This window comes from Sulfurospirillum diekertiae (assembly GCF_002162315.1).
Lineage (GTDB): Bacteria > Campylobacterota > Campylobacteria > Campylobacterales > Sulfurospirillaceae > Sulfurospirillum.
The window spans coordinates 1,721,050-1,744,281 of record NZ_CP021416.1 but is presented as its reverse complement, the minus strand read 5'-3'; the positions used below and the strand labels follow the sequence as shown (position 1 = coordinate 1,744,281).

Here is a 23,232-nt window from a genome sequence, read left to right as displayed (position 1 = left end):
GTGGATAATATATTAGCGATTATTTTAAGTGCAACGGCCATAGCAACGATTTTTAACATTTTGTTAAAACGTTTTTAATATTCCAACGATTATTGGGTATATCATTACGGGATTTGCCATTGCCTACATGTACAAATTAGGTCGCAATAATGATTCTTTGACACAAATTGCTGAGTTTGGAATCGTTTTTTTAATGTTTACGATTGGCTTGGAATTTTCGATCAAACATCTTTTGAGTATGAAAAAGGATGTTTTCTTTTATGGTTTTTTACAGGTTTTACTTGTAGGAGGTGCCATTGCTTTAGGCGCAGAATACTTTTTTGGAATTGAGAAAAAAAGTGCCATTATCATTGGTTATGCTCTAGCACTTTCATCAACAGCCATTGTTCTGAAAATTTTGAATGATAGTGGAACAATACACACAATTTATGGACGTAAAGCACTTGGAATTCTTTTGTTTCAAGATATTGCAGTCATTCCTATTTTATTGATGATTAATATTTTTTCAAATCAAAATAGTTCTATTTCGTCTCTGCTCTTGCAAACGTTTTACAGTGCAGTGATTATTTTAGGCTTGATGTTTATCATTGGAAAATATCTGCTCAATCGCTTTTTATCGCTTGTTGTTTGGGCGGATACTCAAGAAATTTTTATTGCATCAGTGTTATTACTAGTTGTGGGTGCTTCTTTTTTATCGCACTCTTTAGGATTTTCATACTCTTTAGGCGCTTTTTTGGCAGGTATGATGATGTCTGAAACACAGTATAAGCATCAAATCGAAGCCGATCTTGTCCCCTTTCGAGATATCCTTCTGGGTCTTTTTTTTATCACCGTTGGAATGCAGATTGATCTTAGCTTAATTGCACAAAATTACGCCACAATTTTACTGTTTTTAGGGGTCATGATGGCCTTTAAAACATTGGTGGTTTTTACTATTTTATTTTATTCAGTAGGTGGGAGAGTTGCACTTAAAACAGGATTGGCACTCTGCCAAGGGGGCGAGTTCTCGTTAGCAATTTTAGCCCTAGCCAGTTCATCGTATTTAATAAGCACCAATACCTCTCAAGTTCTCATTGTGACAGTTGTACTCTCTATGGTTATGACACCTTTTATTCTTAAAAATATGAAAAAAATTGTAAATTCTATTACCAAAGAGCCTGACAATGGCGATTTTAAAATTCATTCTTCTGGTATTAAAGATCATATTATTGTTTGTGGTTATGGAAAACTTGGACAAGAAATTGTCTATCGTCTGAAGAAGATGAATGTGAATTACCTTGTTTTAGAACATGATATTAATCTGGTTAAACTAGGGCAAAATAGAGGTGAACCTGTTTATTTTGGTAATGCTGCCGAAAAAAGTATTCTTCAAAATGCCTTTGTAGAAAATGCAAAATCGGTGATTATTGCAATTAATAATGAAAAGAAATTGATCTTGCTGTGTGAGGTTTTAAAGTCATTTGATGCACCGATTAAGATTGTTGCAAAAGCAAGTGACTATGATGAGAAAAAACTATTGAAAGCTTTAGACGTAAAACATATCGTAAATGAAGGAAGAGAAGCAGCCAAAGCACTTCTCCATGTCGCACTCGAAGAAAACCCTACTGAGTGATAAAAAGGGCTATCTCATCACTTAAAAAATAATCGTTATTAAAGACGCGATTATCTTTACATGTAAGCTTTTTTTCTCTTATCAAAAGATTTACTCTTTCTCGCTCTTTTGGGCTAAATTCATCTAAAACAATACCAATATTGCTTCGAAGGCCGAGAAAAAGTGTTTCAATGTGTAAATCTTCTCTGCTTAATGTTTCGATTTCTTGGAAAAGAGGATTTTGTATATAGGTTTCAATCTCTTTACTAGGGTAAAAACGCTTATTATTCAAAAATCCTACAGCTCCTGCCCCAATGCCTAGATAGTCTTGATGCTCCCAATACCCTTTGTTATGAATGCTTTGGTATCTTCCAAAATTAGAGATTTCATATTGTGGAAATCCTGCTTGAATAATCGCTTGCACAAACGTTTTAGCCAGCTCTTCAGAGTCATTTGTTACATCCTTTCTTTTGTAAAAAGGCGTTGCTTCTTCTAGTGTGAGGGCATAAGCACTTAAATGGTTTATTGGTAAAGATGATGCTATATGAAGGTCTTCTTCAAGTAAGGAAGGTGTGTCAAGCGCTGTGCCATAAATAAGGTCAAGGGAGATATTTTGAATGCCAGCTTCGGAAGCGTTATGAATGGCTTGAAGTGCAATTTTGGGTGTATGATTGCGCCCCAAAAAGATGAGCTTTTCTGCATTGAAACTTTGTACGCCAAAACTCAGACGATTGACGCCTAGAGCCTTCATCGTTTGTATCCACTCTTGGGTCGCCGAGTGAGGGTTAGCTTCTGAAGTGACTTCGGCATCTTGGCTTAAATAGGGCGTTATCATCTTAAAAAATGGCTCATACCACGAAGCAGGAATGGTTGAAGGAGTCCCTCCTCCAATAAAAAGTGAGGTGATACTCTCTTTTTCGGCATTAAATTTTTCAAGTTCAAAACGAAGTTGAGTGGTGATATGGTGCATATAGTTTTGCTTCAGTGTACCCTTGTTCTCATAGGAGTTAAAGGCGCAGTAGTGGCATTTACTATCGCAAAAAGGGATATGCAGATAAGCTAACACGAAATTCCTTATATCAAGCAAGTTTAATGACTTTTTAGATACTATTTTAACAAAAATATAGAGGTAATGCGCAATTATGGAATCACCAAAACGATACAGACCTAATGTTGCTGCTGTGATTGTCTCTGCAAAATATCCTTTTCAATGCCAACTTTTTATTGCCAGTCGTAGCGATATAGAGGGTGCTTGGCAATTTCCTCAAGGAGGAATTGATGAGGGAGAAACACCACAAGAGGCTCTTTATCGAGAGCTTGAAGAAGAAATTGGTACAGGTGACGTCGAAATTATAGCAGAGTATCCGCACTGGTTACAATACGACTTCCCTCAAAAAATTGCTCAGAAAATGTATCCTTTTGATGGACAAAGCCAAAAGTATTTTTTAGTGAGACTCAAAAAAGATGCGAAGATTAATATAGCCACCAAAGAACCAGAGTTTTGTGATTACCGATTTGTCAGTTTGGAAGAGGTTTTTGATTTCATTACCTATTTCAAGCGTCCCGTCTATAAACAGGTGTTAGAATATTTCAAAAAAGAAGGGTATCTTTAAAATGTTGATCGTTCAAAAGTATGGTGGCACAAGTGTTGGCAGTGTTGAGCGCATAGAAGCCGTTGCCAAAAGAGTGATAGAAAGCAAACAAGCAGGGCATGATCTCGTAGTCGTTGTTTCGGCGATGAGTGGTGAGACAAATAAGCTTTTAGACTATGCAGGTTTTTTTAGTAAAACGCCTAACCATCGTGAAGTCGATATGTTACTTAGCTCTGGAGAGCGTGTAACGAGTGCACTACTTGCTATTGCTCTTGAAGCACAAGGGTATGCTGCTGTGTCGATGAGTGGTCGACGTGCGGGCATTGTGACCGATGAAATACATACCAAAGCACACATTGAATATATTGATACAAGTAAAATGCAAGAAGAACTCAAAGCAGGTAAAATTGTCGTAGTGGCTGGTTTTCAAGGCGTAACAGAAGCGGGTGAAGTTTCAACCTTAGGCCGAGGGGGCAGTGACCTCTCTGCTGTCGCTATTGCGGGTGCTCTTGAGGCAGATCTTTGCGAAATTTATACGGATGTTGATGGTGTCTATACCACCGATCCTCGTATTGAGCCAAAAGCAAAAAAACTGGATAAAATTAGTTACGACGAGATGTTGGAACTTGCAAGTTTAGGAGCAAAAGTGCTTCAAAGCCGCTCGGTTGAGATGGCGAAAAAACTCAACGTCAATCTTGTGACACGCAGTAGTTTTAATGACCATGAAGGAACACTTATTACAAAGGAAGATAATAGTATGGAACAACCATTAGTAAGCGGTATTGCACTCGATAAAAATCAAGCTAGAGTTACTCTTCGTGGTGTTACGGACAAACCTGGTATTGCAGCTGAAATTTTCAAAAAACTAGCAAGTTGTAACGTTAACGTTGATATGATTATCCAAAATGTAGGACACGATGGTACTACCAATCTTGGTTTTACGGTACCTCAAAATGAGCTTGATATAACGAAAGCTGCCATGAGCGAGCTTAGAGCGAGCGATGTCATGGAATACGATAGTGAGATTGTGAAAGTTTCGATTGTCGGTGTTGGTATGAAATCACACAGTGGTGTTGCATGTAAAGCGTTCGATGTTATGGCAAAAGAGGGCATCAATATTGAGATGATCAGTACCAGTGAAATTAAAATTTCCATGGTTATTCAGGCAAAATACGGCGAACTCGCTGTTCGTGCATTGCACAGCGCATATCAATTGGATAAATAATTTATGCAACAATTCTTAAAATGGACACTTGAAGAGATACGCAAAGATGGCTCTTCAATGAGTTGGATGGAAGAAAAGAGGTTCGAATGGGTTCCTCTTGCGGCTTCCATGCTTAAAAATCTTCTGGATGGCCACACTTTTATTGTGATTACCGATGATGATCGGGCGTGGTTTTGCCATTATATGTTGCGCGCCATCAACAATCATCGTAAAAATAGACCGCTGCTACCATTTTTATCCTTGCAGACGCTCTATCCCAATTTATATCAAGTCAAGACCAAAGAAGATATTGAACTTTTAGAAAATATGCTCTCACAAGCCTTTCCGAGTGGATACACTTTCTTTTATGTGGGTAAAAACAGCGATATCAAGATGCAAATTGCCAAACGAAAAGACGATAGCTTCCTTTGGATCATGGATGAACATGTCCAAAATAGCTTTTATCTTTTAAGTGATGATGATAGTTTAGATATTAAATTAATTCAGCTTTTTAGACTTCTCGATAAAAGTATCGATGCCGTGCTTTTTGCCGAGGTTACCTTTGAAAATGAGTGACGAAGGTGTTTTAAGCCATATTTTAATTTGTAAAAATGTGGAAAAAGCAAAAGAGAGCTTGCAAGAAGAATACGCTAAAGAGCGCCATCTCTTCTTTTGCAAAGATGAGTTTTTGATTGATGATGCCAAAGAGGTTATTAAAGAAGCTTATATCGCAGAATCTGCTAATAAATATCTTATTTTAGTAGCAAAAGGGTACCGTGTTGAAGCGCAAAATGCACTACTGAAAATTTTAGAAGAGCCACCTCGTCACATTGTTTTTATTGTAGTAGCCCCTTCTAAAACAGCGTTTCTACCAACAATTCGTTCACGTTTACTTCAAAAAGAGTTGATTGTTGAGCATGAAATTATTCAGAGTGGATTAAACCTCAAACAACTTGATCTTGGGGATATCTATCCTTTTATTCAGAAACATCAAAATGCAGAGAAAAACTTTTTAAAAGATTTGGTACAAGCGATTGTGTTCGAGGCGATCAATGAGCACCATTTGCGATTTAGCGAAAAGGAATTGGAACATTTTCAAAAGCTTTTGCATCTTGTTGAGCTCAATACACGTGGACAAACAATTTTAACTTCACTTTTACTTTCAATTATGCTTAGGAAATATCGATGAAACTGTATAAACTTTCATCTCAGATGGATGCCAAAGCATTGTTACAAACGGTTGGTGTTACGCACGAAGGAAGTGCACTTTTAATCCCTAAAACACATCTAAATCTTATTTACATCAAAGATTTAAAAACACCTGCTGCCAATATTCTCAAACAAGATGCTCTTTCCATTGGGGCTGATCTTGCAGTCCCTAAAGACACCATTACATGTAAAGTCCCTTTGGTGGATGCCGTTTTAATTGCCAATGATAAGCAACTTAAAGAGTTGGCACACAAAGAGAAAATTCAACCTTTTGGGTTAAAAGAGGTTGCTCAAAAATTGAGTGAGTTTACCTTTACATGTAAAGATGATTTTAGTGTGATGGGTATCATCAACACCAATGAAGACAGTTTTTTTCAAGGCAGTCGTTTTAAAGATGAAGCCGCACTCAAACACGTTGAACACATGATAGAAGAGGGTGCTACTATGATTGATTTAGGCGGTGTTTCAAGCCGTCCTGGAAGCATCGGTGTCAGTGAGCAAGAAGAGCTTTCGCGAGTGAAGCCGATTATCGATCTGATTTTCAAGCATAAGCTGTTTGAAAAGGCACAATTTTCACTTGATAGCTATTCGCCATTGTGTTTGGAGTATGCTTTGACACATGGCTTTAGTATTGTCAACGACATTACAGCGCTTGCGAATGATGATGTTGCTCGTGTGACAGCAAAATATGATGCAACAGTCATTTTGATGCATATGCAAGGTGATCCAAAAAGCATGCAACATGAGCCTGTCTATGATAATGTTATGCTAGAAGTCGACGCCTTTTTCGAAGAACGTATCGCAAAAGCACTCCACTTTGGCATTAAGAAAATTGTTTTGGATGTAGGGATTGGATTTGGAAAAAATTTAGAGCATAACTTACAACTTCTCAAACACCATGAACACTTTTTACATTTTGGCTATCCGCTTCTTATAGGAGCCAGTCGCAAATCGATGATCGATAAGATCATCTCCACACCGATTGATGAGCGTTTACCTGGAACTCTTGCCCTTCATCTTAAAGCATATGAACATGGTGCGAGCATTATACGTGCTCATGACGTTAAAGCACATGTACAAGCATTAAGCGTGCTTCAAGCACTGAATCAAACAACTATTTAGGAATCTTTTTTGGAAAAAATACTGAGCCTTTTAACACGTATTAGTGAACTTTATACCATACCGCAGTGGATTGTCAATAGCGGTGCCATTACCATTTGTATCATTTTAGTTGCTTTTCCTTTTGTTGCTCGTTATTTAATGCGCCCAAAATACTTTAAATTTCGTGAACTCATTTTATTTAAAGTGCTTTGGCGTTGGAAGTATAAAAAAGGCGATGTTGTTGGACTTTGGTGCTATTGCCCTAAATGTCAGAGCATGCTGATGGTCGATGATGAAAACTGTCGCTCCGAAGAGACGTTACAACATAAGATTACCTATTTTGTATGCCAAGAATGTGGTGGTAATGAATTAGGGCGCGTTATTGGTGGCGATAGACGTTATATCTTAAGTCTGGTAAAACGTGATATTTGGCGACATATCCGTGATGGAAGTTACAACGAAGTTTCATCTGCAACTAAAGGGGCACTTGAGCTTTATGCGCAATTTGAGGAAACCAACATTCAAAGTGCTGAAGCACCAGTTATCTCAGAGGAGACCCCAAGCAGTGAAATCAGTGATGCCAATGAGAGTACGCAAGCGAGTTCACATAAAGCTGAAGAGCAAAAAGAAACATCTTTACATGTAAATGCCCCTGAAGTGATGGAAACAACATCCGAGCAGATAGAAGAGCCTGATAGAGCACAAGCAAGCATTCAGACTGAGGAGATTAAAAAAGATGGAATTTGAATTTTATTATTATGCTATTTTCCTCGCAACGGGTGTTATTGCAGGTTTTATTGACGCCATTGCCGGAGGAGGCGGTATTATTACGATTCCAGTACTTTTGGCTTCGGGTCTGCCTCCTCACATTGCTCTTGCTACCAATAAACTTCAAGGAACCTTTGGTAGCGGTATGGCTTCGATCAATTTTATCCGTAAAGGGTTTATTACATGGTCTGAAGTCTTTATCGGAGTCATTTATACTTTTATGGGTGCAGCAATTGGAACGTATGCTATTTTATTGATGGATGCGAGCATTTTGGCAAAGATTATTCCTGCAATGTTGGTAGGTATTTTTATCTATACGCTTTTATCGCCTAAAATGGGTGAAAATGACCGTCATGCTTACTTAGGCTCTCATCTCTTTTTTCTTATATTTGGTATTGGACTTGGCTTTTACGATGGTTTTTTTGGTCCAGGAACAGGAACGTTTTGGACGATAGCCTTAGTGACACTGCTTGGATTTAATCTTAAAAAAGCAACGGCTCAAACGAAGGTGATGAACTTTACGAGCAACATTGTCTCCTTAGGTGTCTTTCTTTGGAGTGGTAATGTGCTTATTTTGGTCGGTTTAATGATGGGTTTAGGACAGATTATTGGAGCGTATATTGGCTCTAATATGGTCATTAAAAAAGAGGTGAAGTTTATCCGTACTTTTTTCTTAATTATGGTTGGCGTGACTCTTTTAAAACTTATTTACAGTAGTTACATCGCATGAGCCACGAAGAGTATTTAGCCAAAATCGAACTTGCGAATGCGTGGGCAAAGGCGTATTACGTTGATGATGCACCGCTTGCGAGTGATGAAGAGTACGATAAACTCTATCATGAAATTTTAGACTATGAGCAAAAAAATCCTCTCTTTACAGATGCCAATAGCCCAACCAAGCGCGTTGGTGGCATGGTGTTAGAGGGCTTTAACAAAGCAGAACATAAAGCGCGCATGTGGAGCATGGAAGATGTCTTTGACGAGCGTGATTTGGATGCGTGGATAGAACGTGTTAAAAAAGTCAAAGAGAGCTTTACCTTTTACTGTGAACCAAAATTTGATGGGGCAAGTCTGAATCTCATTTACGAAAACGGCAGCTTAAAACAAGCGATTACCAGAGGTGATGGAAGCATTGGTGAAGATGTCACGGAAAATGTGAAAACGATTGGTTCTATTCCTTTACGCATTGACTATCAAGAAAGCATCGAAATTCGTGGCGAAGTGGTCATCAAAAAAGCGGACTTTGAGAGATTGAATAACGAGCGTTTAAGCCTTGGCGAGGCTTTATTTGCTAATCCTCGCAATGCAGCAGCAGGCAGTCTTAGACAGCTTGATACCGCCATTACAGCCAAGCGAAAACTGATGTTTTACCCTTGGGGTATTGGTATGAACAGCTTAACACAGAGCTTTTTAAGTCAAAAAATGAATTTTGTCTATAACCTTGGTTTTTTAAAACCCCCTCGCATTGTTGTGACGCAACGTGTGGAAGATGTCCATACGCTTTATGCCGAACTGATTGCAAAGCGCGATGAGATCGAAATGATGATGGATGGCATGGTCGTTAAGATAGACGATGTGAGCTTGCAAGAAGAGCTAGGCTACACGGTGAAATACCCCAAATGGATGGTGGCGTTTAAATTTCCAGCCATTGAAAAAGTGACACGACTCAAAGACATCACACTTCAAGTAGGTCGTACGGGTGTGGTAACGCCTGTGGCAGAAGTGGAAGCGGTGAATATCGAAGGCGTCATCGTCGAGCGAGCCACACTGCACAATTTTGATGAGATCGAGCGAAAAGATGTGCGTATTGGGGATAGTGTCATTATCATTCGCAGTGGCGATGTCATTCCTAAGATTATTAAAGTGTTGGTAGAAAGGCGTAATGGAAGTGAAAAAGTGGTTGATCGACCGCTTAATTGTCCGGTGTGTGGCAGTGAGCTTTTGGATGATGGAGCACTCATTAAATGCCAAAATCTCTCGTGCGATGCGAGGGTTGTGGGGGCGATTATTCACTTTGCGTCTAAAAAAGCGCTCAATATTGATGGGCTTGGCGATAAGATCGTTGAACAACTCTATGCGCAAAAACTCGTTTTACATGTAAAAGACCTTTACACGTTAAATTTAGATCAACTGCTTGCATTAGAGGGCTTTAAAGCGAAAAAAGCAGACAATCTTTTAGCAGCGATTGAGCAGAGCAAAGGGGTGAGTTTAGAGAAGTTCATTAATGCTCTGGGGATTGAACATATCGGTGAAGTGGCGGCTAAAAAGATCGCGCGTGCGTTTGGGTTGGAGTGGTTGGAAGCAACACACGAGCAGATCATCGCCCTTGAAGGCTTTGGCGAAGAGATGGCGAAGAGTTTGGTGGAGTTTATTCACGTCAACAAAGCCGAAACGTATGAATTGATGGACGTTATTCAGCCCATTGCTTCTAAGCTTGAGATCACAGAGTCGGTATTTACGGGTAAAACAGTCGTTTTAACGGGTTCTATGAGCCAGCCGCGCGATGAGATTAAAGTGATGCTCGAAAAATTGGGCGCAAAAGTAAGTGGAAGTGTCTCTAAAAAGACTGATTTTGTCATTTATGGCGAAGATGCAGGCAGCAAGCTCTCTAAAGCAGAAGAACTTGGTGTCAAAACACTCTCAGAGAGTGAACTCAATGGGATGGTTGAATGAGACTCGATAGTTATGTGTTTGAAAAAGGGTTCGCGCAAAGCCGTAATAAAGCGGCAGAACTCATTAAAGAGGGCAGTGTATGGCTCAATGGCAAAGTAGAGCGTAAGAGCTCTGTAGAGGTTGGAGAGCATGATAGTGTAGACGTTTCAAAAATGACGCAATATGTCAGTCGAGCGGGACTTAAACTTCGCGGATTTATTAATGAATTAGGTTTACATGTAAAAGGAGTTGATGTTCTTGACATTGGCAGTAGCACAGGGGGATTTGTGCAGGTTTGGCTTGAAGAAGAGGTCAAGAGTGTGACCGCTGTGGATGTGGGAAGTGAGCAGTTACACCCGAAGCTAAAAGTCGATTCTCGAATTATTTTACATGAAAATAGTGATATTCGACTTTTTAAGCCTGGAAGAGCCTATGATATGGTCAGTTGTGACGTCTCCTTTATTGGGATTGGTGCTCTTTTGGATGTAATCGATACGTTAGCAAATTCTGCTATTATTATTCTGTTTAAGCCCCAATTTGAAGTGGGAAAAGATGTCAAACGCAGCACAAAAGGTGTCGTTAAAGATGGCTCGGCTATTATGCGCGCACATTATCTATTTGAGTCACAAGCCGTGAGTCTTGGTTGGACGTTGATCGAAAAAAGAGAATCACTTGTAAAAGGGAAAGAGGGGAATGTTGAGACGTTCTACTATTTTAAAAAAAGAGAGTGTTGATACCTTAGCCATCGGTAGTTTTGATGGCATTCATGTAGGGCACAGACAGCTTCTTAATCAGCTGGGTGAAAATGGCGCACTGTTTGTGATAGACAAAGACCAAGCCAATTTAACACCAGGGATTAAGCGTAGCGAATATGCGGGCTATCCGTGCATGTTTTTTCATTTTCTCAAAGTAAAACATCTCAGTGGCGCTGAATTTGTAGCGCTCTTAAAGCACGAATTTAAAAATCTTAAAAAGATTGTGGTCGGTTATGATTTTTGCTTTGGACAACACCGTTCATGCACCGCCAAAGATCTCAAAACATTTTTTGATGGCGAAGTGGTGATTGTGGATGAGTTTTGTTATCATGGTATTTCGGTTCATTCAAGCTTGATCCGTACCTATTTACAAGAAGGGAAGCTGGAAGAGGCAAACCGTTTTTTAGGACGCGAATATGCCATTTCTGGCGATGTCATTACAGGGCAGGGCATTGGGAAAAAAGAGCTGGTTCCGACACTGAATATGAAAGTCTTAGAGTATCTTATTCCTCATGAAGGCGTTTATGCAACACGCACACGTATTGCGCAAACAATTTATGATTCCGTTTCGTTTATTGGTGTGAGAACCAGTACGGACAGTCAGTTTTCTGTTGAGACCCATATCTTAGATCAGAATCTTGCGGAAATTCATGGAACAATTGAACTCTTTTTTGTAGAGTTCTTGCGCGATAATCAAAAATTCAATACGCTTACTGATCTCAAACTCCAGATCGAAAAAGATATCAAAGATGCTAGAAAACAGCTAGGAACGTGCAGAGTTTACTTGAATGATTTTTTATAATCGTACATTTTAAGATCAGCCGTTTCAAGTACACTTTTAAAAGAGTCTTTGGCTTTAAAAGGTGCAACACCAAATGAAAAATCAATATAAAAGATTTCTTGATTGTGTTTAAAAGGTGTTTTTTTGAGGTTAAGATTGACAGTATGTAAAATTTTATGTATTTCTTCTTCATTTTCGCTATTGTGAAGTATCAAAAATTCATCTCCAGCAAAACGAATAGCTGTTGTATTTTGTACTTTTTTAAGCACTTTACCCATAACATGTAACACTTTATCACCCACAAGATGTCCAAATTTGTCATTGACGGCTTTAAAGGCGTTGATGTCAATGAATGCTAAAAGACCATTACTGATAAAGTGATCATCTTTGAGGAATTTTTCAAAAAGCCATCTTCGATTGTAAAGTCGTGTGAGCTCGTCCACGTAAAGCTCTTCTTGCAAGGAAGCAATTTTGAATTCTAACTCAACCATATTGTTTTCAATATATTGCAATGCCATATTATCTTTATTTTCAATGGCAATACGTGCATTGACAACATTTTCTTTGAGTGCCGATGTTGAACGTTCAGTCTCATTTTGAATATATTGAATTTTTTGCAAAGCGTAGATCAAAGCGACTTCTTTATCAATATCACTCACTTTGATGCCAAGTTCTTTGGCTTTGGTATAAAAGATGTCACGGTAAATTTCAGGCAAAACAATTTCAAGGTTAAGTATCTCTTTAATCGTTAGATCGGTCAATTCTTGCAGTTGTTTGTTCATTGGTGTACCTGTGCGAAAGTAGTGACAGTATAAGAAGTGAATGCTTAATACTAACTAATATTTTGTTATAATTTAAAAGAATTTAATGCTATGGATATGGATTGTAATGGATAAAGTATTTACCAAACCAATAACCAAACAATTTGAGTTTGATGAAGATGTTGCAGTCGTTTTTGACGATATGCTTGAGCGCTCAATTCCTTTTTATAAAGAGGTCGTTGATCTTACATGTAAAACGATTTGCCACCATGTAAAAGAGGGAGCGCAGATTGTTGATCTTGGTTGTTCAACGGCCAATACGCTCTTGGCTTTGCATAAACAAAGCGATAAAAGCTATCATCTTTTAGGCATTGATAATGCCGAAGCAATGCTCAATTTAGCGCGTCAAAAGGTGCATGCATATGGAGCATCAGTGGAGTTTGTACAAGCAGATATGACACACGTTGATCTAGGTTCTAAGGATGCCATTATTGCTAATTACATGCTTCAGTTTATTCGTCCACTCCAACGTGCTGATTTTGTGGCTAAAATTTATCAAGCGCTTAATCCGAACGGATTGTTTGTTTTTAGTGAAAAAATTGTATTTGAGGATAAAGAACTCAATAAGCAGATGATAGATCTTTACTACGATTTTAAACGCCAGCAAGGTTACAGTGAATTTGAAATTGCTCAAAAACGTGAAGCATTAGAAAATGTCCTGATCCCTTATACGGAAGAAGAAAACAAAGCAATGCTCAAAAATGCAGGATTTTCAACGATAGAAACAATTTTTAAATGGGGAAATTTCGCGACATTTATCGCGAAAAAAAAGGTGTAGAGAGAAGTTCTCTACACAGCTTAGTGTTGAAAAAGTTTAGGGTTTTTAGCTTTGATATATTCAATAACTTCAACAACTTCTTCAAAGCCCATTTCACTATCTTCATCTTCATCTTCAAATACTTCATCAAGCCCTTTTAGGTAAAGATCAATAGCTTTTGGTAAATCTTCTTTTTTAGCACCGGCAAAGTAGAGTGCAGCCCCAAGCATATCAGCCAGTTGCATTGACATCTCCTCGATCTCAATTTCCGCACGCTCGAGCTCTTGTTTGAGTTTGTTGGCTTCCATGATTATCCTTTATTTGCGATGATACTCATCACTTGTGATTTGATAGTATCATAGATAAAAGCATCTTTGAAATTGCTGAGAAGTCCGCCACTGGCATTGTGGTGACCACCACCATTAGCGATTTGCGCAGCAATTTTGCTGACATCTACTTTACCGTTTGAGCGTAGGCTAATAGTTTTTTTTGAGGTAATATCCATAAAAAAATCAAGATCAGGATTGGCAGTTAAAAAGTCATTGCCAATGACGGAAACATTGCCAATATTGTATGTTAAAATCCCCTTGTATTCTTTATACATAATTTGCATTCTCTCTCTGTTCTTGGTGAGTAAAATGACATTATATGCAGAGACTAAGTTGCTGAGTGTATTATTGGTTGATGTTACAAAAAACTGCTTTTTAATGTTATGAATAGCATCATCTAAAGCGATATGCGCATCTTTACATGTAAAGTATTCTTGTGCTTTTGTAAGGAGTGAAAAGATATAGTGGCTATTCTCTTCAGGGAACATCACTTTGTTCACCTCTTTAGCGCCACTAACGAGTCCCATACATACTTTTCCTAGCTCAAATTCTGGTTCATTTTCCAGCCAAATATCCACAGCATTAACAACATCAACAAATTTGCTTAGTTTCGCATTTTTACCGTAAAGGGCGCTGAAAAAGTCATAAGTGATTTTGGTAGCGCAACGGCTAGAATCTAAAAAGTACCACTCAAAAGCATCCGCGCATTCTTGGCCTGTTTTGTGATGATCCAGTACAAAGAGCATAATCTCTTTATCACAGATACTGACTTTGGATTCAAACTCTTTTGCCTGATCCATGGTAAGGTTAAGATCGGTGATAAGAATGACATGTTTTTGTAGCGAAGACGTTTGAATGTTATTTAAGATTTGATTAAAACATTCATTGATCTCTTTACCATAGTTTGAGTTATAAAAAGCGATCGAATTAAAATAATGGGCACTCACCATTTGACAGCCATAGCCATCTAAATCCGTGTGTGAGAGGTGGTGTATTTTGTGGTTCATAAAAATCCTTAATGATATATGTATTGGTTATTTTAGAGCTTTTCTATTTCGATAGAACCCATAACTTCAAATTTAGAACTTGAATCAATCTCAGCATGAGAGAGAACGACGATATCAAGCCCAAATTTTTCGAAAATATCAGAAAGTGACTTTCGAAGAAGAGGATCAACGATGATGACAACAGGTGCAACGCCTTTATGGAGTAGCTTGCTTGCTTCATCGCTACATTCTTTAACAAGTGTATTGATTTGACCAATGTTAAGGACAAGATCGCGTACACCATCACGTTCTCTAAGAGCATCCAAAAGTTTTTGTTCTGTTCCAGCATTAAACGTGAGAAGCTTTAAAACACCATTGTCATCTTTATATTGCTTCGTGATAACACGAGAAAGCTTAGCACGTACTTGCTCAACAATGATTGAGACATTTTTAGTGACTTCAGCGACATCACTGATCGTCTCAACAATCGTGAGAAGGTCTTTAATAGGTATCTTCTCATGAAGAAGCGCTTTAAGTACTTTTTGAATAAGCCCAACATTGGCCACTTTGAGACAGTCATTAACAACCACTGGGTAGTCTTTTTGCAATTTATCAATAAGGCTTTGAACTTCTTGACGGGTAAGAAGCTCTTCGGCATATTTTTTGATTAATTCGCTTAAGTGTGTTGAAATAACCGTTGCTGGATCTACCGTTGTATAGCCTTTAATAATGGCATCTTCTTTTAATGCTGCTTCAATCCAGATGGCATCCAGTCCAAACGCAGGCTCTTTGGTTGGGATACCTTGAACTTTGTCAATGGTTAATCCACTATCCATTGCCATGAATTTATCAGGATAAATCTCACCATTACCAATTTCAATACCTTTTAATAAGAGTTGGTAATGATTTGGGCTTAGATGTAAGTTATCACGAATTCTGACTTGTGGAATGAGATAGCCAAAATCAGAGGCAATTTTACGACGCATACTTTTAACTCTCTCAAGTAGGTCACCCCCTTGTGCAGGATCAGCCAATTTGATGAGTTGATAGCCTAAATCAAGCTCCAAGATTTCCAATTTAAGAATATCATTAAGCGTTGTTTCTTCTTCTTTTCGTAGTTCTTCTGGGCTTTTCTTGGGTGCTGCACTGGCTTGTGCTTTACTGTCTGCTTCTTGTTTAGCTTTTTGCATAGCAACAGGAGTAGAAGCAAAGAATTTTTGAAATGAAAAGCTTCCATCATTGGTTTGTTTTACAAGATAACCCAGTCCCAAAAAGATTGCTCCAACAAACATAAGCGAAAGCGTTGGAAGTCCTGGTACAAGAGAAAATAAGACTAAAATAAAACCTACAATAAGCAGTGTTTTATGCTCTCCAAAAAGTTGTTGAACAGCACCATCAGAAAAGCTTACATCATCTGCTTTATTGGCACGCGTAATCAAAATACCCGTAGCGGTTGAAGTAATAAGGGCTGGAAGCTGTGAAACCAAACCGTCACCAATCGTAAGAATGGTATAGGTTTGCGCACTGGTTCCAAGATCAAGTCCATGTTGGAATGAACCAATTAAAAAACCACCAATAATGTTAATAATAGTGATGATGATACCCGCAACAGCGTCACCTTTAACAAACTTACTCGAACCGTCCATTGCTCCATAAAAGTTAGCTTCTTGAATAATGTCTTCGCGACGTTTACGTGCCGTTTTTTCATCAATCAAACCAGCATTCAGATCGGCATCAATCGCCATTTGTTTGCCCGGCATCGCATCGAGGGTAAAACGTGCTGCAACCTCTGCAACCCTTGTTGAACCTTTAGTAATGACCATAAAGTTAATTAAAACAAGAATGGTAAAGACAACAACACCAATGACATAATTACCTCCAACAACGAATTGCCCAAAACTAGAGACAATTTCACTCACAGCATCAGGGCCTAAATGTCCATTGGTAAGAATCATTCTCGTGGTTGCAATATTCAAAGAAAGTCGGAAAAGCGTGATGATCAAAATAAGGGTTGGAAAGGTTGAAAGATCGGTTGGCCTTGGAATATAAAGCGAAATCAGAATAATCAAAACAGAAATAGAGAGTGAAATGACTAAGAAAAAATCGAGTATAGCACTTGGAAGCGGAACAATAATAATCGCCATAATAGAGACGATAAAAACAACAACAGTAAGATCTTTTGCTTTGACAAGAGGCTCTAAGTAAGGAATAACCCTAGCGAAGAGCGCATTTTGATTTTTAGCCAATCAACACCCTTAAATTTCAATAATATCTTTAAGTGTCATATTATCTAAAAATAGATCAATTTTCGTTTGAAGCTTATTAAGAATTGGCCAAACACGACAGTATGTTCCTTTGCCACCAGGACATTTTTGTGTTGAAGGAGAACATTCAAAAACCATTGTTTGCTTTTTTTCAGCGCATTCGACAATCATTTTGAGTGTGAGATTTTCTGGCTTTTGAGCGAGCATAAAACCACCATGAGCACCTTTAAAGGAGCTAAGAATGTTTTCTTTTGCAAGTGCTTGAAGGATTTTAGCTAAAAAGCTCTTGGAAATACCGAGTTGATTGGAGAGTGTATCAACATCTTGTGGGCTATTCTTTTGAGAAATAATAATCAATGATAGCAGTGCATACTCACTCGCTTTAGTTAATAACATAGTTTTCCCTCGGACATATTTATAGGTTAAATAAGATAAATATTGTACTAAATAAACGTTATATTTAGCTTTAATTAGGAAAATAACTCCTAAATCCTTGACAGACTTGAAGTTGTCTCAGAAGCTTTTTGGAAGATAGAAGGTTGTGGCAGAGTGCCCATAGACAATTTTAATTTTTTTAGCTACAATTTCAAGCTTTTGTTTAAAAGCAAAAATTAAATACCAATCAGGAGGTCATTATGGCTTTAGGTTCGGCGGAAAAACAAGTAATTGTTAGTCAGTTTGGCAGAAAAGAGGGAGACACAGGTTCTCCAGAGGTACAAATCGCGCTTCTTTCTAAAAGAATTGTTGATTTAACAGAACATCTTCAGAGTAATAAAAAAGATCACTCTTCAAGACTAGGACTTCTTAAACTCGTCGGTCAACGTAAACGATTGATGCAATATCTTAAACGTAAAGATTTTGTCACATATAGCAAAATCATTAAAGAGCTTTCTATTAGAGATAATAAAAAATAGTCAGTGCTTTACTGTAGGATGAAATTTTCATCCTACATCTCTTCTTTTCCCTTTCCTCTCTTTTTTCTTCATTACATGTAAAATTGATTCAACTACTTAACTTCTAAGTATCTAAATTTCACTCTTAATTCTTTTTCTTTCAATATTTTTCTATATAATATACGTAAAACCGTATAAAAATAAACATTAAATGAGTAATATACTTAAAAAAAAGTATTTTTAACCAAAATAATGTAGTATTAACATACTAAAATGTTATTTTTTAGATATAATAACTTATAAAATAATCGTATTTATGTATAATTAAACCAGCCTTAGCTAGAATCCTATACATGAAAACAAACGATATTTTTAATCTCCTTCATAATGCTGTTGAGTCTAAATTTTTAGGCAAGAAAATTTCTCAGCGTGAGATGGCAGATAAATTGGGCGTATCGATGCGAACTTATCAAGATTGGAAACTTGGTAATTCACAACCTCAAGCAGCATCAGCTATTTTTAAAATGCTTGGTGAACTGGAAGAGGGCGATGCCTTGCGTTTAATTCAACGCATAGCACATGAACTAAAGGATGAAAAGTGAGTACGTTGTCCCAAAATGAAAGACAAGCTTTAAATGACATCTTCACCACCATTACTGAAAAAGAAACTTTTTTCTCCAAGCTCAAAGAGAGTAAAGGCGAAATAAAACATTTCATCAAACTTCTCTTAATGCGCAATAAAAAACGCCTTAAACATCCTATTCGTTAATTACTACTTCTTTTAAACCTTTCCTTATTATTAAATCACTATGCCCTTTTGAGAGCTTTTCCTTTACATGTAAATCTATGCCCATGCCCTTTTTATTTATTACTTGACATCAATGCACTCAATGTTGTATAATTTCCTCAGCAATTAAACATGAAGAGTGCTAAAAATGAAAAAACCGTCGAAGCAAGAGTTGATTTTAGATGCCATTATTCAAACCTATCTTAAATCAAGAATGCCTATTGGATCTTTAGAATTACAGATGAAGATGACATTAGGGATCTCTCCTTCAACCATACGTATTTATTTTAAAAAACTCTCTGATGTGGGTTCCCTAGAACAGTTACATGTAAGCGGCGGACGTGTTCCAACACACCGTGCTTTAATGGGATATTGGCAAGAAAAATTGGATCCAACCCATCCTTTAGAAATTAAAAATATTGATAAAATTAAACGCTCATCCCACGAACACAATCTTTTTTGTATTGTTGAAAAAACAGCCAATTCTCCTTTTAAAGAGTTAGTAACGGTACAGAATCGTTTTTTGATTTTAGTCTTTGATGAACATGAGGTTGTTTTAAAGTTTAACGCTAAAGTGGAGCAGTTTTTACAACGACTCTTTGGCTGTCAAATGCGCGAACTCAAAGACATCTCAGCACAAGTTGGGTTGTATGAGTTGCATGAAAAACTCTCAGCCATTTTTTCCCAAGCACCCATTTTGAGAGAAGGGGAAAGAGAAATGTATTCCATTGCACAAGAACTCCAAAATGAGGCGTTTATCCAACGGTTTCAAACGCTTCATTTTGTAGAATCTATTACCGATGGACTCTACTTTGATGGCTTTGTTCCTCAAGGATGCATGGCAATCAAACAAAAAGCACAACTCAAAGATGAAGATACAACTGTAGATTTTTTCTGCTTTGGTCGCATCGAGAGTGATTTTGAAGAGTTCTTTAATCAAGTGAAGGAGTAAAACGTGGATGAAAAAATAAAAGAGGAACAGAGTGTCTCTGATGTTTCTGCTGAGATCGTTCCTGAGTGTTTAGAACCTCAGGAAGACGAAGAATGCGAATGTGAGGAGAAAAGTGAACTCGAAGAACTCCAATCTAAAGTTGCCGAACTTGAAGATAGATATTTACGAGCAAATGCTGATTTTGACAATATGAAACGGCGTTTAGAAAAAGAGAAAATGCAAGCCATTTCGTATGCACACGAAGTGTTTGCACGTGACCTTTTACCCGTCATTGACTCTTTAGAAATGGCAATTTTGGCAGGAAGTAATACAGAGATTGAGAGTGGTGAACTTTTAGAAAAAGTTAAAGAGGGTTTAGGTCTTACGATTGATCAATTTCGCAAAGCGTTTGAAAAACACGGTGTTGAATTGGTCGCTATTGATGGAACATTTGATCCAAATTTCCATGAAGCAGTCATGCAATTAGAAAGCGAAGAGAAAAAGAGTGGCGAGATTTTACAGGTTTTCCAAAAAGGCTACAAGATCAAAGATCGTATTTTAAGACCAGCAATGGTGAGTATTGTAAAATAAAATTAAAATATGACCGTTAGATTGTGCTTTAGTGCAATGAATTGAAGACAGGTTTTGTTCACGTTCAAGAAAATAGTAAAAATAAAAATCAAAGGATAAAAAATGGGAAAAGTAATTGGTATTGATCTAGGAACTACAAACTCATGTGTCTCTGTCTATGAGCGCGGTGAGAGCAAAGTTATTCCTAATAAAGAGGGTAAAAACACAACACCATCTGTTGTTGCATTTACCGATAAAGAAGAGGTTTTAGTTGGTGACACTGCTAAGCGTCAAGCGGTTACCAATCCAAAGAGAACCATCTATTCCATTAAAAGAATTATGGGTCTTATGAGCAATGAAGAGAAAACGATTGAAGCTAAAAAACGTCTTCCGTATGCTATTGTTGATAGAAATGGCGCATGTGCGATTGAAATCGATGGTAAAGTGTATACGCCTCAAGAGATCAGTGCAAAAGTGTTGATGAAACTTAAAGAAGATGCTGAAGCGTATCTTGGTGAAGAAGTCACGGACGCGGTTATTACCGTTCCTGCATACTTCAATGACTCTCAAAGAAAAGCGACCAAAGAAGCGGGTACGATTGCAGGCTTGAACGTTCTTCGTATTATCAACGAACCAACAGCAGCGGCACTTTCTTACGGTTTGGATAAAAAAGAGGCCGAGAAAATTGTTGTTTATGACTTGGGTGGTGGAACATTTGACGTTACCGTTCTTGAGACAGGTGATAATGTTGTTGAAGTTTTAGCTACCGGTGGTGACGCCTTCTTAGGTGGTGATGACTTTGATAATAGATTGATTGACTGGTTAGTTGCAGAGTTCAAAAATGACAATGGCATTGATCTAAAATCTGATGTTATGGCCCTTCAACGTCTTAAAGAAGCCGCTGAAAATGCGAAAAAAGAGCTTTCTTCTTCGAATGAGACAGAGGTTAACTTGCCATTTATCACCGCAGATGCAACAGGTCCAAAACACCTTGTTAAAAAGCTTACGCGTGCTAAATTTGAATCTATGATCGAAGATTTAGTCGCACTTACGATTAAAAAGATCAAAGAAGTGGTTAATGACTCTGATTTGAAAAAAGCTGAAATTAAAGAGATCGTTATGGTGGGTGGATCAACCCGTGTTCCTTTAGTTCAACAAAAAGTAAAAGAGTTCTTTGAAAAAGATCTTAATAAATCTGTAAACCCTGATGAAGTTGTTGCCATTGGTGCTGCTATTCAAGGTGCCGTTATTAAGGGTGATGTCAAAGACATTCTTCTTTTAGATGTAACGCCTCTAAGCCTTGGTATTGAGACTTTGGGTGGTGTTATGACAAAACTTATTGAAAAAGGTACAACCATCCCTGTTAAAAAATCTCAAGTGTTCTCAACAGCGGAAGATAACCAACCAGCGGTTACCATTCATGCCCTACAAGGTGAGCGTGAGTTTGCTAGAGATAACAAATCACTTGGTCAATTTAATCTTGAGAGTATTCCACCAGCACCTCGTGGTGTACCACAAATCGAAGTTGCGTTTGACATTGATGCGAATGGTATCTTGACCGTTTCTGCAAAAGATAAAGCAACCGGTAAAGCGCAAGAGATCAAAATCTCTGGTAGCTCAGGATTGGATGATGCTGAAATCGAGAAAATGGTTAAAGATGCTGAACTTCACAAAGAAGAAGACAAAAAACGTAAAGAAGCGGTTGATGCTAGAAATCAAGCCGATGCACTTGCTCACCAAACAGAGAAATCTTTAGGTGAAATGGGCGATGCCATCAGCGCTGAAGAGAAAGTAAAAATCGAAGCAGAGCTTAAAGCCCTTAAAGAAGTTCTTGCAAACGAGAGTGCGACCAAAGAGCAAATCGACGCCAAAGTAAAATCTTTAAGCGAAGCGAGCCATAAACTTGCTGAAGCAATGTATAAAAAAAGACCAAGGTGAAGCAGGCGGTGCCGCTAGTAGTGAAAAACCAAAAGCAAAAAAAGATGACGATGTCATCGACGCTGAAGTAGAATAATAACCTCTTTTTTTACTTTCTTAGCCGTATTTATGGTCAGTAAATACGGCTAGGAGAAGCTCTTTTCCTTTCGTTATTCTCCTAAAAACAAATAATCCTATTTATTTCATTTTTGCATGATATAATGTCTGCCATCAAAAAATATAAGTGCGCTGAAGATTGAATGGTCAAGGTATAGTGTTATGAGCAAAGTGGTTAAAATATTTTTAAATCATGGATTTACTCCGATAGATAATAGTGCTTTTAGACGTGGGACGGTCTTGGATTTTGATTGCTACATTCAACGATTCAATGGCTTTGTCATTTTAATTGAAAGTGGTACATTTTTAAACGAAGAAATATATCAAAAGCTTAGTAACCCTGATTTACAAATTTATGTAGAAAACAAAAGTTATCCAAAGTACAAGTTATATCATGATGAAACTGTCCGTAAAATAGGGGATGTATCAGAAGAGAATACCTTTTATAGCTTTGATGAGGCTGTAAAAAATTGTATTGATATTCATAAGCTCGTATTAGGCACTAAAGCGATCACTGAAAAATTAAAACTGATATATACACATTCCAAATCTCTTTTTGATGCTTGGATCAAGAATAAAGAAGAAAAATATCTCCCTATAGAAGCCATTGATATATTAGCAGAAGAGTTGGTGTTTGTCGTCAATCAAGAACGTGTTACGCTTTCTAAATTCAATGACTTTTTAGATGAAAAAGATTCCTTATCAGCGCATTGTGTGAAAGTTGCTTTTTTTGCTTCAATTATTGGTAGCCAGATAGGCATTGATATGACGGATCAGAAAAAATTAGTATTAGGTGCAATTTTACACGATATTGGTAAATATGAGCTGGATGATGAGTTATTGAATAAGCCTGATTTTTTGAGTGAGAGTGAAATTAAAAAAATTCAGACACATGTTGATGCTAGTGTAGCATTAGTCAAACGGAGTGGTTTAAAAGATAGAATTGTCATTAATGCAATCAAGGAGCATCATGAGAGGTTAGATGGAAGTGGTTATCCTCGCGGAATTGATAGTTCTCGTATCAGTTCATTCGCAAAAATTATTGCTATTTGCGATATATTTGATGCCTTGATTACAATAAAACCTTACAGAGGTGCGTATAGTACCTACAATGCTTTATCCTTAATTCAAGAGGAGTCTAAAAATAAGCTTGATATAGACTATATTAAACTCCTCATTAAACACTTACGGTAACGCAAATCTTTTT

23 protein-coding genes and 2 pseudogenes are annotated in these 23,232 nt (G+C 37.6%); 19 read left to right on the top strand and 6 right to left on the bottom strand.

The features are described 5' to 3' along the window. A pseudogene (locus Sdiek1_RS08945) lies at positions 1-1,612 on the top strand (cation:proton antiporter). Here the strand turns inward: Sdiek1_RS08945 and hemW are convergent. Next, the gene (hemW, locus tag Sdiek1_RS08940; RefSeq protein ID WP_087438804.1) at positions 1,602-2,657 is read right to left on the bottom strand and encodes a radical SAM family heme chaperone HemW; all 1,056 of its coding nucleotides are present in this window, start codon (positions 2,655-2,657) and stop codon (positions 1,602-1,604) included. The pseudogene Sdiek1_RS08945 and the gene hemW sit on opposite strands and share 11 nt — an antisense overlap. A 76-nt stretch (positions 2,658-2,733) precedes the next feature. Between hemW and Sdiek1_RS08935 the strand changes: the two genes are divergently transcribed. Genes Sdiek1_RS08935 through Sdiek1_RS08890 form a run of 10 tightly spaced genes read left to right on the top strand, consistent with a single transcriptional unit; the run spans position 2,734 to position 11,674 of the window. Beyond that, the gene (locus tag Sdiek1_RS08935) at positions 2,734-3,204 is read left to right on the top strand and encodes an RNA pyrophosphohydrolase (RefSeq protein ID WP_087438803.1); all 471 of its coding nucleotides are present in this window, start codon (positions 2,734-2,736) and stop codon (positions 3,202-3,204) included. A gap of 1 nt (position 3,205) precedes the next feature. Beyond that, entirely contained in the window at positions 3,206-4,408 is a 1,203-nt protein-coding gene (locus Sdiek1_RS08930; protein ID WP_087438802.1) for an aspartate kinase, read from the top strand. Positions 4,409-4,411: 3 nt separating this feature from the next. Beyond that, positions 4,412-4,963: a HobA family DNA replication regulator gene (locus Sdiek1_RS08925; RefSeq protein WP_087438801.1), complete on the top strand. Its 552-nt coding sequence runs from the start codon at positions 4,412-4,414 to the stop codon at positions 4,961-4,963. Then, entirely contained in the window at positions 4,956-5,576 is a 621-nt protein-coding gene (locus Sdiek1_RS08920) for a DNA polymerase III subunit delta' (protein WP_087439869.1), read from the top strand. The genes Sdiek1_RS08925 and Sdiek1_RS08920 overlap by 8 nt, the downstream gene beginning before the upstream one ends. Further along, positions 5,573-6,718, top strand: a complete 1,146-nt coding sequence (gene folP, locus Sdiek1_RS08915; RefSeq protein ID WP_087438800.1) for a dihydropteroate synthase — start codon at positions 5,573-5,575, stop codon at positions 6,716-6,718. Before Sdiek1_RS08920 ends, folP begins: the two co-directional genes overlap by 4 nt. Before the next feature lie 9 nt (positions 6,719-6,727). Further along, positions 6,728-7,444 (top strand): hypothetical protein, encoded by a 717-nt coding sequence (locus Sdiek1_RS08910; protein WP_238098901.1) that lies wholly within the window; start codon positions 6,728-6,730, stop codon positions 7,442-7,444. After that, positions 7,434-8,195 (top strand): TSUP family transporter, encoded by a 762-nt coding sequence (locus tag Sdiek1_RS08905; protein WP_087438799.1) that lies wholly within the window; start codon positions 7,434-7,436, stop codon positions 8,193-8,195. The genes Sdiek1_RS08910 and Sdiek1_RS08905 overlap by 11 nt, the downstream gene beginning before the upstream one ends. Then, a complete protein-coding gene (gene ligA / locus Sdiek1_RS08900; protein ID WP_087438798.1) occupies positions 8,192-10,138 on the top strand; it encodes an NAD-dependent DNA ligase LigA in 1,947 nt (648 codons plus the stop codon). Before Sdiek1_RS08905 ends, ligA begins: the two co-directional genes overlap by 4 nt. After that, the gene (tlyA, locus tag Sdiek1_RS08895; protein ID WP_087438797.1) at positions 10,135-10,851 is read left to right on the top strand and encodes a 23S rRNA (cytidine-2'-O)-methyltransferase TlyA; all 717 of its coding nucleotides are present in this window, start codon (positions 10,135-10,137) and stop codon (positions 10,849-10,851) included. Before ligA ends, tlyA begins: the two co-directional genes overlap by 4 nt. Beyond that, the gene (locus Sdiek1_RS08890) at positions 10,811-11,674 is read left to right on the top strand and encodes a bifunctional riboflavin kinase/FAD synthetase (RefSeq protein WP_087438796.1); all 864 of its coding nucleotides are present in this window, start codon (positions 10,811-10,813) and stop codon (positions 11,672-11,674) included. The genes tlyA and Sdiek1_RS08890 overlap by 41 nt, the downstream gene beginning before the upstream one ends. Here the strand turns inward: Sdiek1_RS08890 and Sdiek1_RS08885 are convergent. Then, positions 11,653-12,435 carry a GGDEF domain-containing protein gene (locus Sdiek1_RS08885; RefSeq protein ID WP_087438795.1) on the bottom strand — a complete coding sequence of 261 codons (783 nt, stop codon included), beginning with the start codon at positions 12,433-12,435 and terminating at the stop codon, positions 11,653-11,655. The two genes, Sdiek1_RS08890 and Sdiek1_RS08885, sit on opposite strands and share 22 nt — an antisense overlap. A gap of 106 nt (positions 12,436-12,541) precedes the next feature. Here Sdiek1_RS08885 and cmoA point away from each other — a divergent pair, with 106 nt between their 5' ends. Beyond that, positions 12,542-13,252 (top strand): carboxy-S-adenosyl-L-methionine synthase CmoA, encoded by a 711-nt coding sequence (gene cmoA / locus Sdiek1_RS08880; RefSeq protein ID WP_087438794.1) that lies wholly within the window; start codon positions 12,542-12,544, stop codon positions 13,250-13,252. A 20-nt stretch (positions 13,253-13,272) separates the two neighbouring features. On the opposite strand, the gene Sdiek1_RS08875 is transcribed toward cmoA, so the two are convergent. Genes Sdiek1_RS08875 through Sdiek1_RS08860 form a run of 4 tightly spaced genes read right to left on the bottom strand, consistent with a single transcriptional unit; the run spans position 13,273 to position 17,206 of the window. Further along, entirely contained in the window at positions 13,273-13,539 is a 267-nt protein-coding gene (locus Sdiek1_RS08875; RefSeq protein WP_087438793.1) for a hypothetical protein, read from the bottom strand. 2 nt (positions 13,540-13,541) lie between these two features. Continuing rightward, a complete protein-coding gene (locus Sdiek1_RS08870) occupies positions 13,542-14,567 on the bottom strand; it encodes a DHH family phosphoesterase (RefSeq protein ID WP_087438792.1) in 1,026 nt (341 codons plus the stop codon). 32 nt (positions 14,568-14,599) lie between these two features. Next, complete coding sequence (flhA, locus tag Sdiek1_RS08865) at positions 14,600-16,792, bottom strand: flagellar biosynthesis protein FlhA (RefSeq protein ID WP_087438791.1); 2,193 nt, start codon at positions 16,790-16,792, stop codon at positions 14,600-14,602. Positions 16,793-16,801: 9 nt separating this feature from the next. After that, on the bottom strand, positions 16,802-17,206 hold the full coding sequence (locus tag Sdiek1_RS08860) for an RrF2 family transcriptional regulator (RefSeq protein WP_087438790.1): 405 nt from the start codon (positions 17,204-17,206) through the stop codon (positions 16,802-16,804). Between the two features lie 239 nt (positions 17,207-17,445). Between Sdiek1_RS08860 and rpsO the strand changes: the two genes are divergently transcribed. The 7 genes and pseudogenes from rpsO (at position 17,446) to Sdiek1_RS08830 (ending at position 23,219) form a co-directional block, all read left to right on the top strand. Continuing rightward, the gene (rpsO, locus tag Sdiek1_RS08855) at positions 17,446-17,724 is read left to right on the top strand and encodes a 30S ribosomal protein S15 (RefSeq protein ID WP_087438789.1); all 279 of its coding nucleotides are present in this window, start codon (positions 17,446-17,448) and stop codon (positions 17,722-17,724) included. A gap of 332 nt (positions 17,725-18,056) precedes the next feature. Then, complete coding sequence (locus Sdiek1_RS08850; RefSeq protein ID WP_087438788.1) at positions 18,057-18,305, top strand: helix-turn-helix domain-containing protein; 249 nt, start codon at positions 18,057-18,059, stop codon at positions 18,303-18,305. Further along, positions 18,302-18,472: a hypothetical protein gene (locus Sdiek1_RS14935; protein ID WP_167749077.1), complete on the top strand. Its 171-nt coding sequence runs from the start codon at positions 18,302-18,304 to the stop codon at positions 18,470-18,472. Before Sdiek1_RS08850 ends, Sdiek1_RS14935 begins: the two co-directional genes overlap by 4 nt. Before the next feature lie 166 nt (positions 18,473-18,638). Then, positions 18,639-19,442, top strand: a complete 804-nt coding sequence (locus Sdiek1_RS08845; RefSeq protein ID WP_087438787.1) for an HrcA family transcriptional regulator — start codon at positions 18,639-18,641, stop codon at positions 19,440-19,442. A 3-nt stretch (positions 19,443-19,445) separates the two neighbouring features. Beyond that, positions 19,446-20,012 (top strand): nucleotide exchange factor GrpE, encoded by a 567-nt coding sequence (gene grpE, locus Sdiek1_RS08840; protein ID WP_087438786.1) that lies wholly within the window; start codon positions 19,446-19,448, stop codon positions 20,010-20,012. Between the two features lie 102 nt (positions 20,013-20,114). Then, positions 20,115-22,005: pseudogene (dnaK, locus tag Sdiek1_RS08835) on the top strand (molecular chaperone DnaK). A gap of 182 nt (positions 22,006-22,187) precedes the next feature. Next, on the top strand, positions 22,188-23,219 hold the full coding sequence (locus Sdiek1_RS08830) for an HD-GYP domain-containing protein (RefSeq protein WP_087438785.1): 1,032 nt from the start codon (positions 22,188-22,190) through the stop codon (positions 23,217-23,219). Positions 23,220-23,232: the final 13 nt, after the last annotated feature.

Bases quoted from the DNA above. Each gene is read 5' to 3' on its own strand.
- Sdiek1_RS08845 (WP_087438787.1), top strand. From the start codon at position 18,639: ATGAAAAAACCGTCGAAGCAAGAGTTGATTTTAGATGCCATTATTCAA.
- Sdiek1_RS08860 (WP_087438790.1), bottom strand. From the start codon at position 17,206: ATGTTATTAACTAAAGCGAGTGAGTATGCACTGCTATCATTGATTATT.
- Sdiek1_RS08830 (WP_087438785.1), top strand. From the start codon at position 22,188: ATGAGCAAAGTGGTTAAAATATTTTTAAATCATGGATTTACTCCGATA.
- rpsO (WP_087438789.1), top strand. From the start codon at position 17,446: ATGGCTTTAGGTTCGGCGGAAAAACAAGTAATTGTTAGTCAGTTTGGC.
- Sdiek1_RS08935 (WP_087438803.1), top strand. From the start codon at position 2,734: ATGGAATCACCAAAACGATACAGACCTAATGTTGCTGCTGTGATTGTC.
- ligA (WP_087438798.1), top strand. From the start codon at position 8,192: ATGAGCCACGAAGAGTATTTAGCCAAAATCGAACTTGCGAATGCGTGG.
- cmoA (WP_087438794.1), top strand. From the start codon at position 12,542: ATGGATAAAGTATTTACCAAACCAATAACCAAACAATTTGAGTTTGAT.
- Sdiek1_RS08875 (WP_087438793.1), bottom strand. From the start codon at position 13,539: ATGGAAGCCAACAAACTCAAACAAGAGCTCGAGCGTGCGGAAATTGAG.
- Sdiek1_RS08905 (WP_087438799.1), top strand. From the start codon at position 7,434: ATGGAATTTGAATTTTATTATTATGCTATTTTCCTCGCAACGGGTGTT.
- folP (WP_087438800.1), top strand. From the start codon at position 5,573: ATGAAACTGTATAAACTTTCATCTCAGATGGATGCCAAAGCATTGTTA.
- Sdiek1_RS08925 (WP_087438801.1), top strand. From the start codon at position 4,412: ATGCAACAATTCTTAAAATGGACACTTGAAGAGATACGCAAAGATGGC.
- Sdiek1_RS08930 (WP_087438802.1), top strand. From the start codon at position 3,206: ATGTTGATCGTTCAAAAGTATGGTGGCACAAGTGTTGGCAGTGTTGAG.
- Sdiek1_RS08850 (WP_087438788.1), top strand. From the start codon at position 18,057: ATGAAAACAAACGATATTTTTAATCTCCTTCATAATGCTGTTGAGTCT.
- Sdiek1_RS08890 (WP_087438796.1), top strand. From the start codon at position 10,811: ATGTTGAGACGTTCTACTATTTTAAAAAAAGAGAGTGTTGATACCTTA.
- Sdiek1_RS08885 (WP_087438795.1), bottom strand. From the start codon at position 12,435: ATGAACAAACAACTGCAAGAATTGACCGATCTAACGATTAAAGAGATA.
- Sdiek1_RS08870 (WP_087438792.1), bottom strand. From the start codon at position 14,567: ATGAACCACAAAATACACCACCTCTCACACACGGATTTAGATGGCTAT.
- tlyA (WP_087438797.1), top strand. From the start codon at position 10,135: ATGAGACTCGATAGTTATGTGTTTGAAAAAGGGTTCGCGCAAAGCCGT.
- Sdiek1_RS08920 (WP_087439869.1), top strand. From the start codon at position 4,956: ATGAGTGACGAAGGTGTTTTAAGCCATATTTTAATTTGTAAAAATGTG.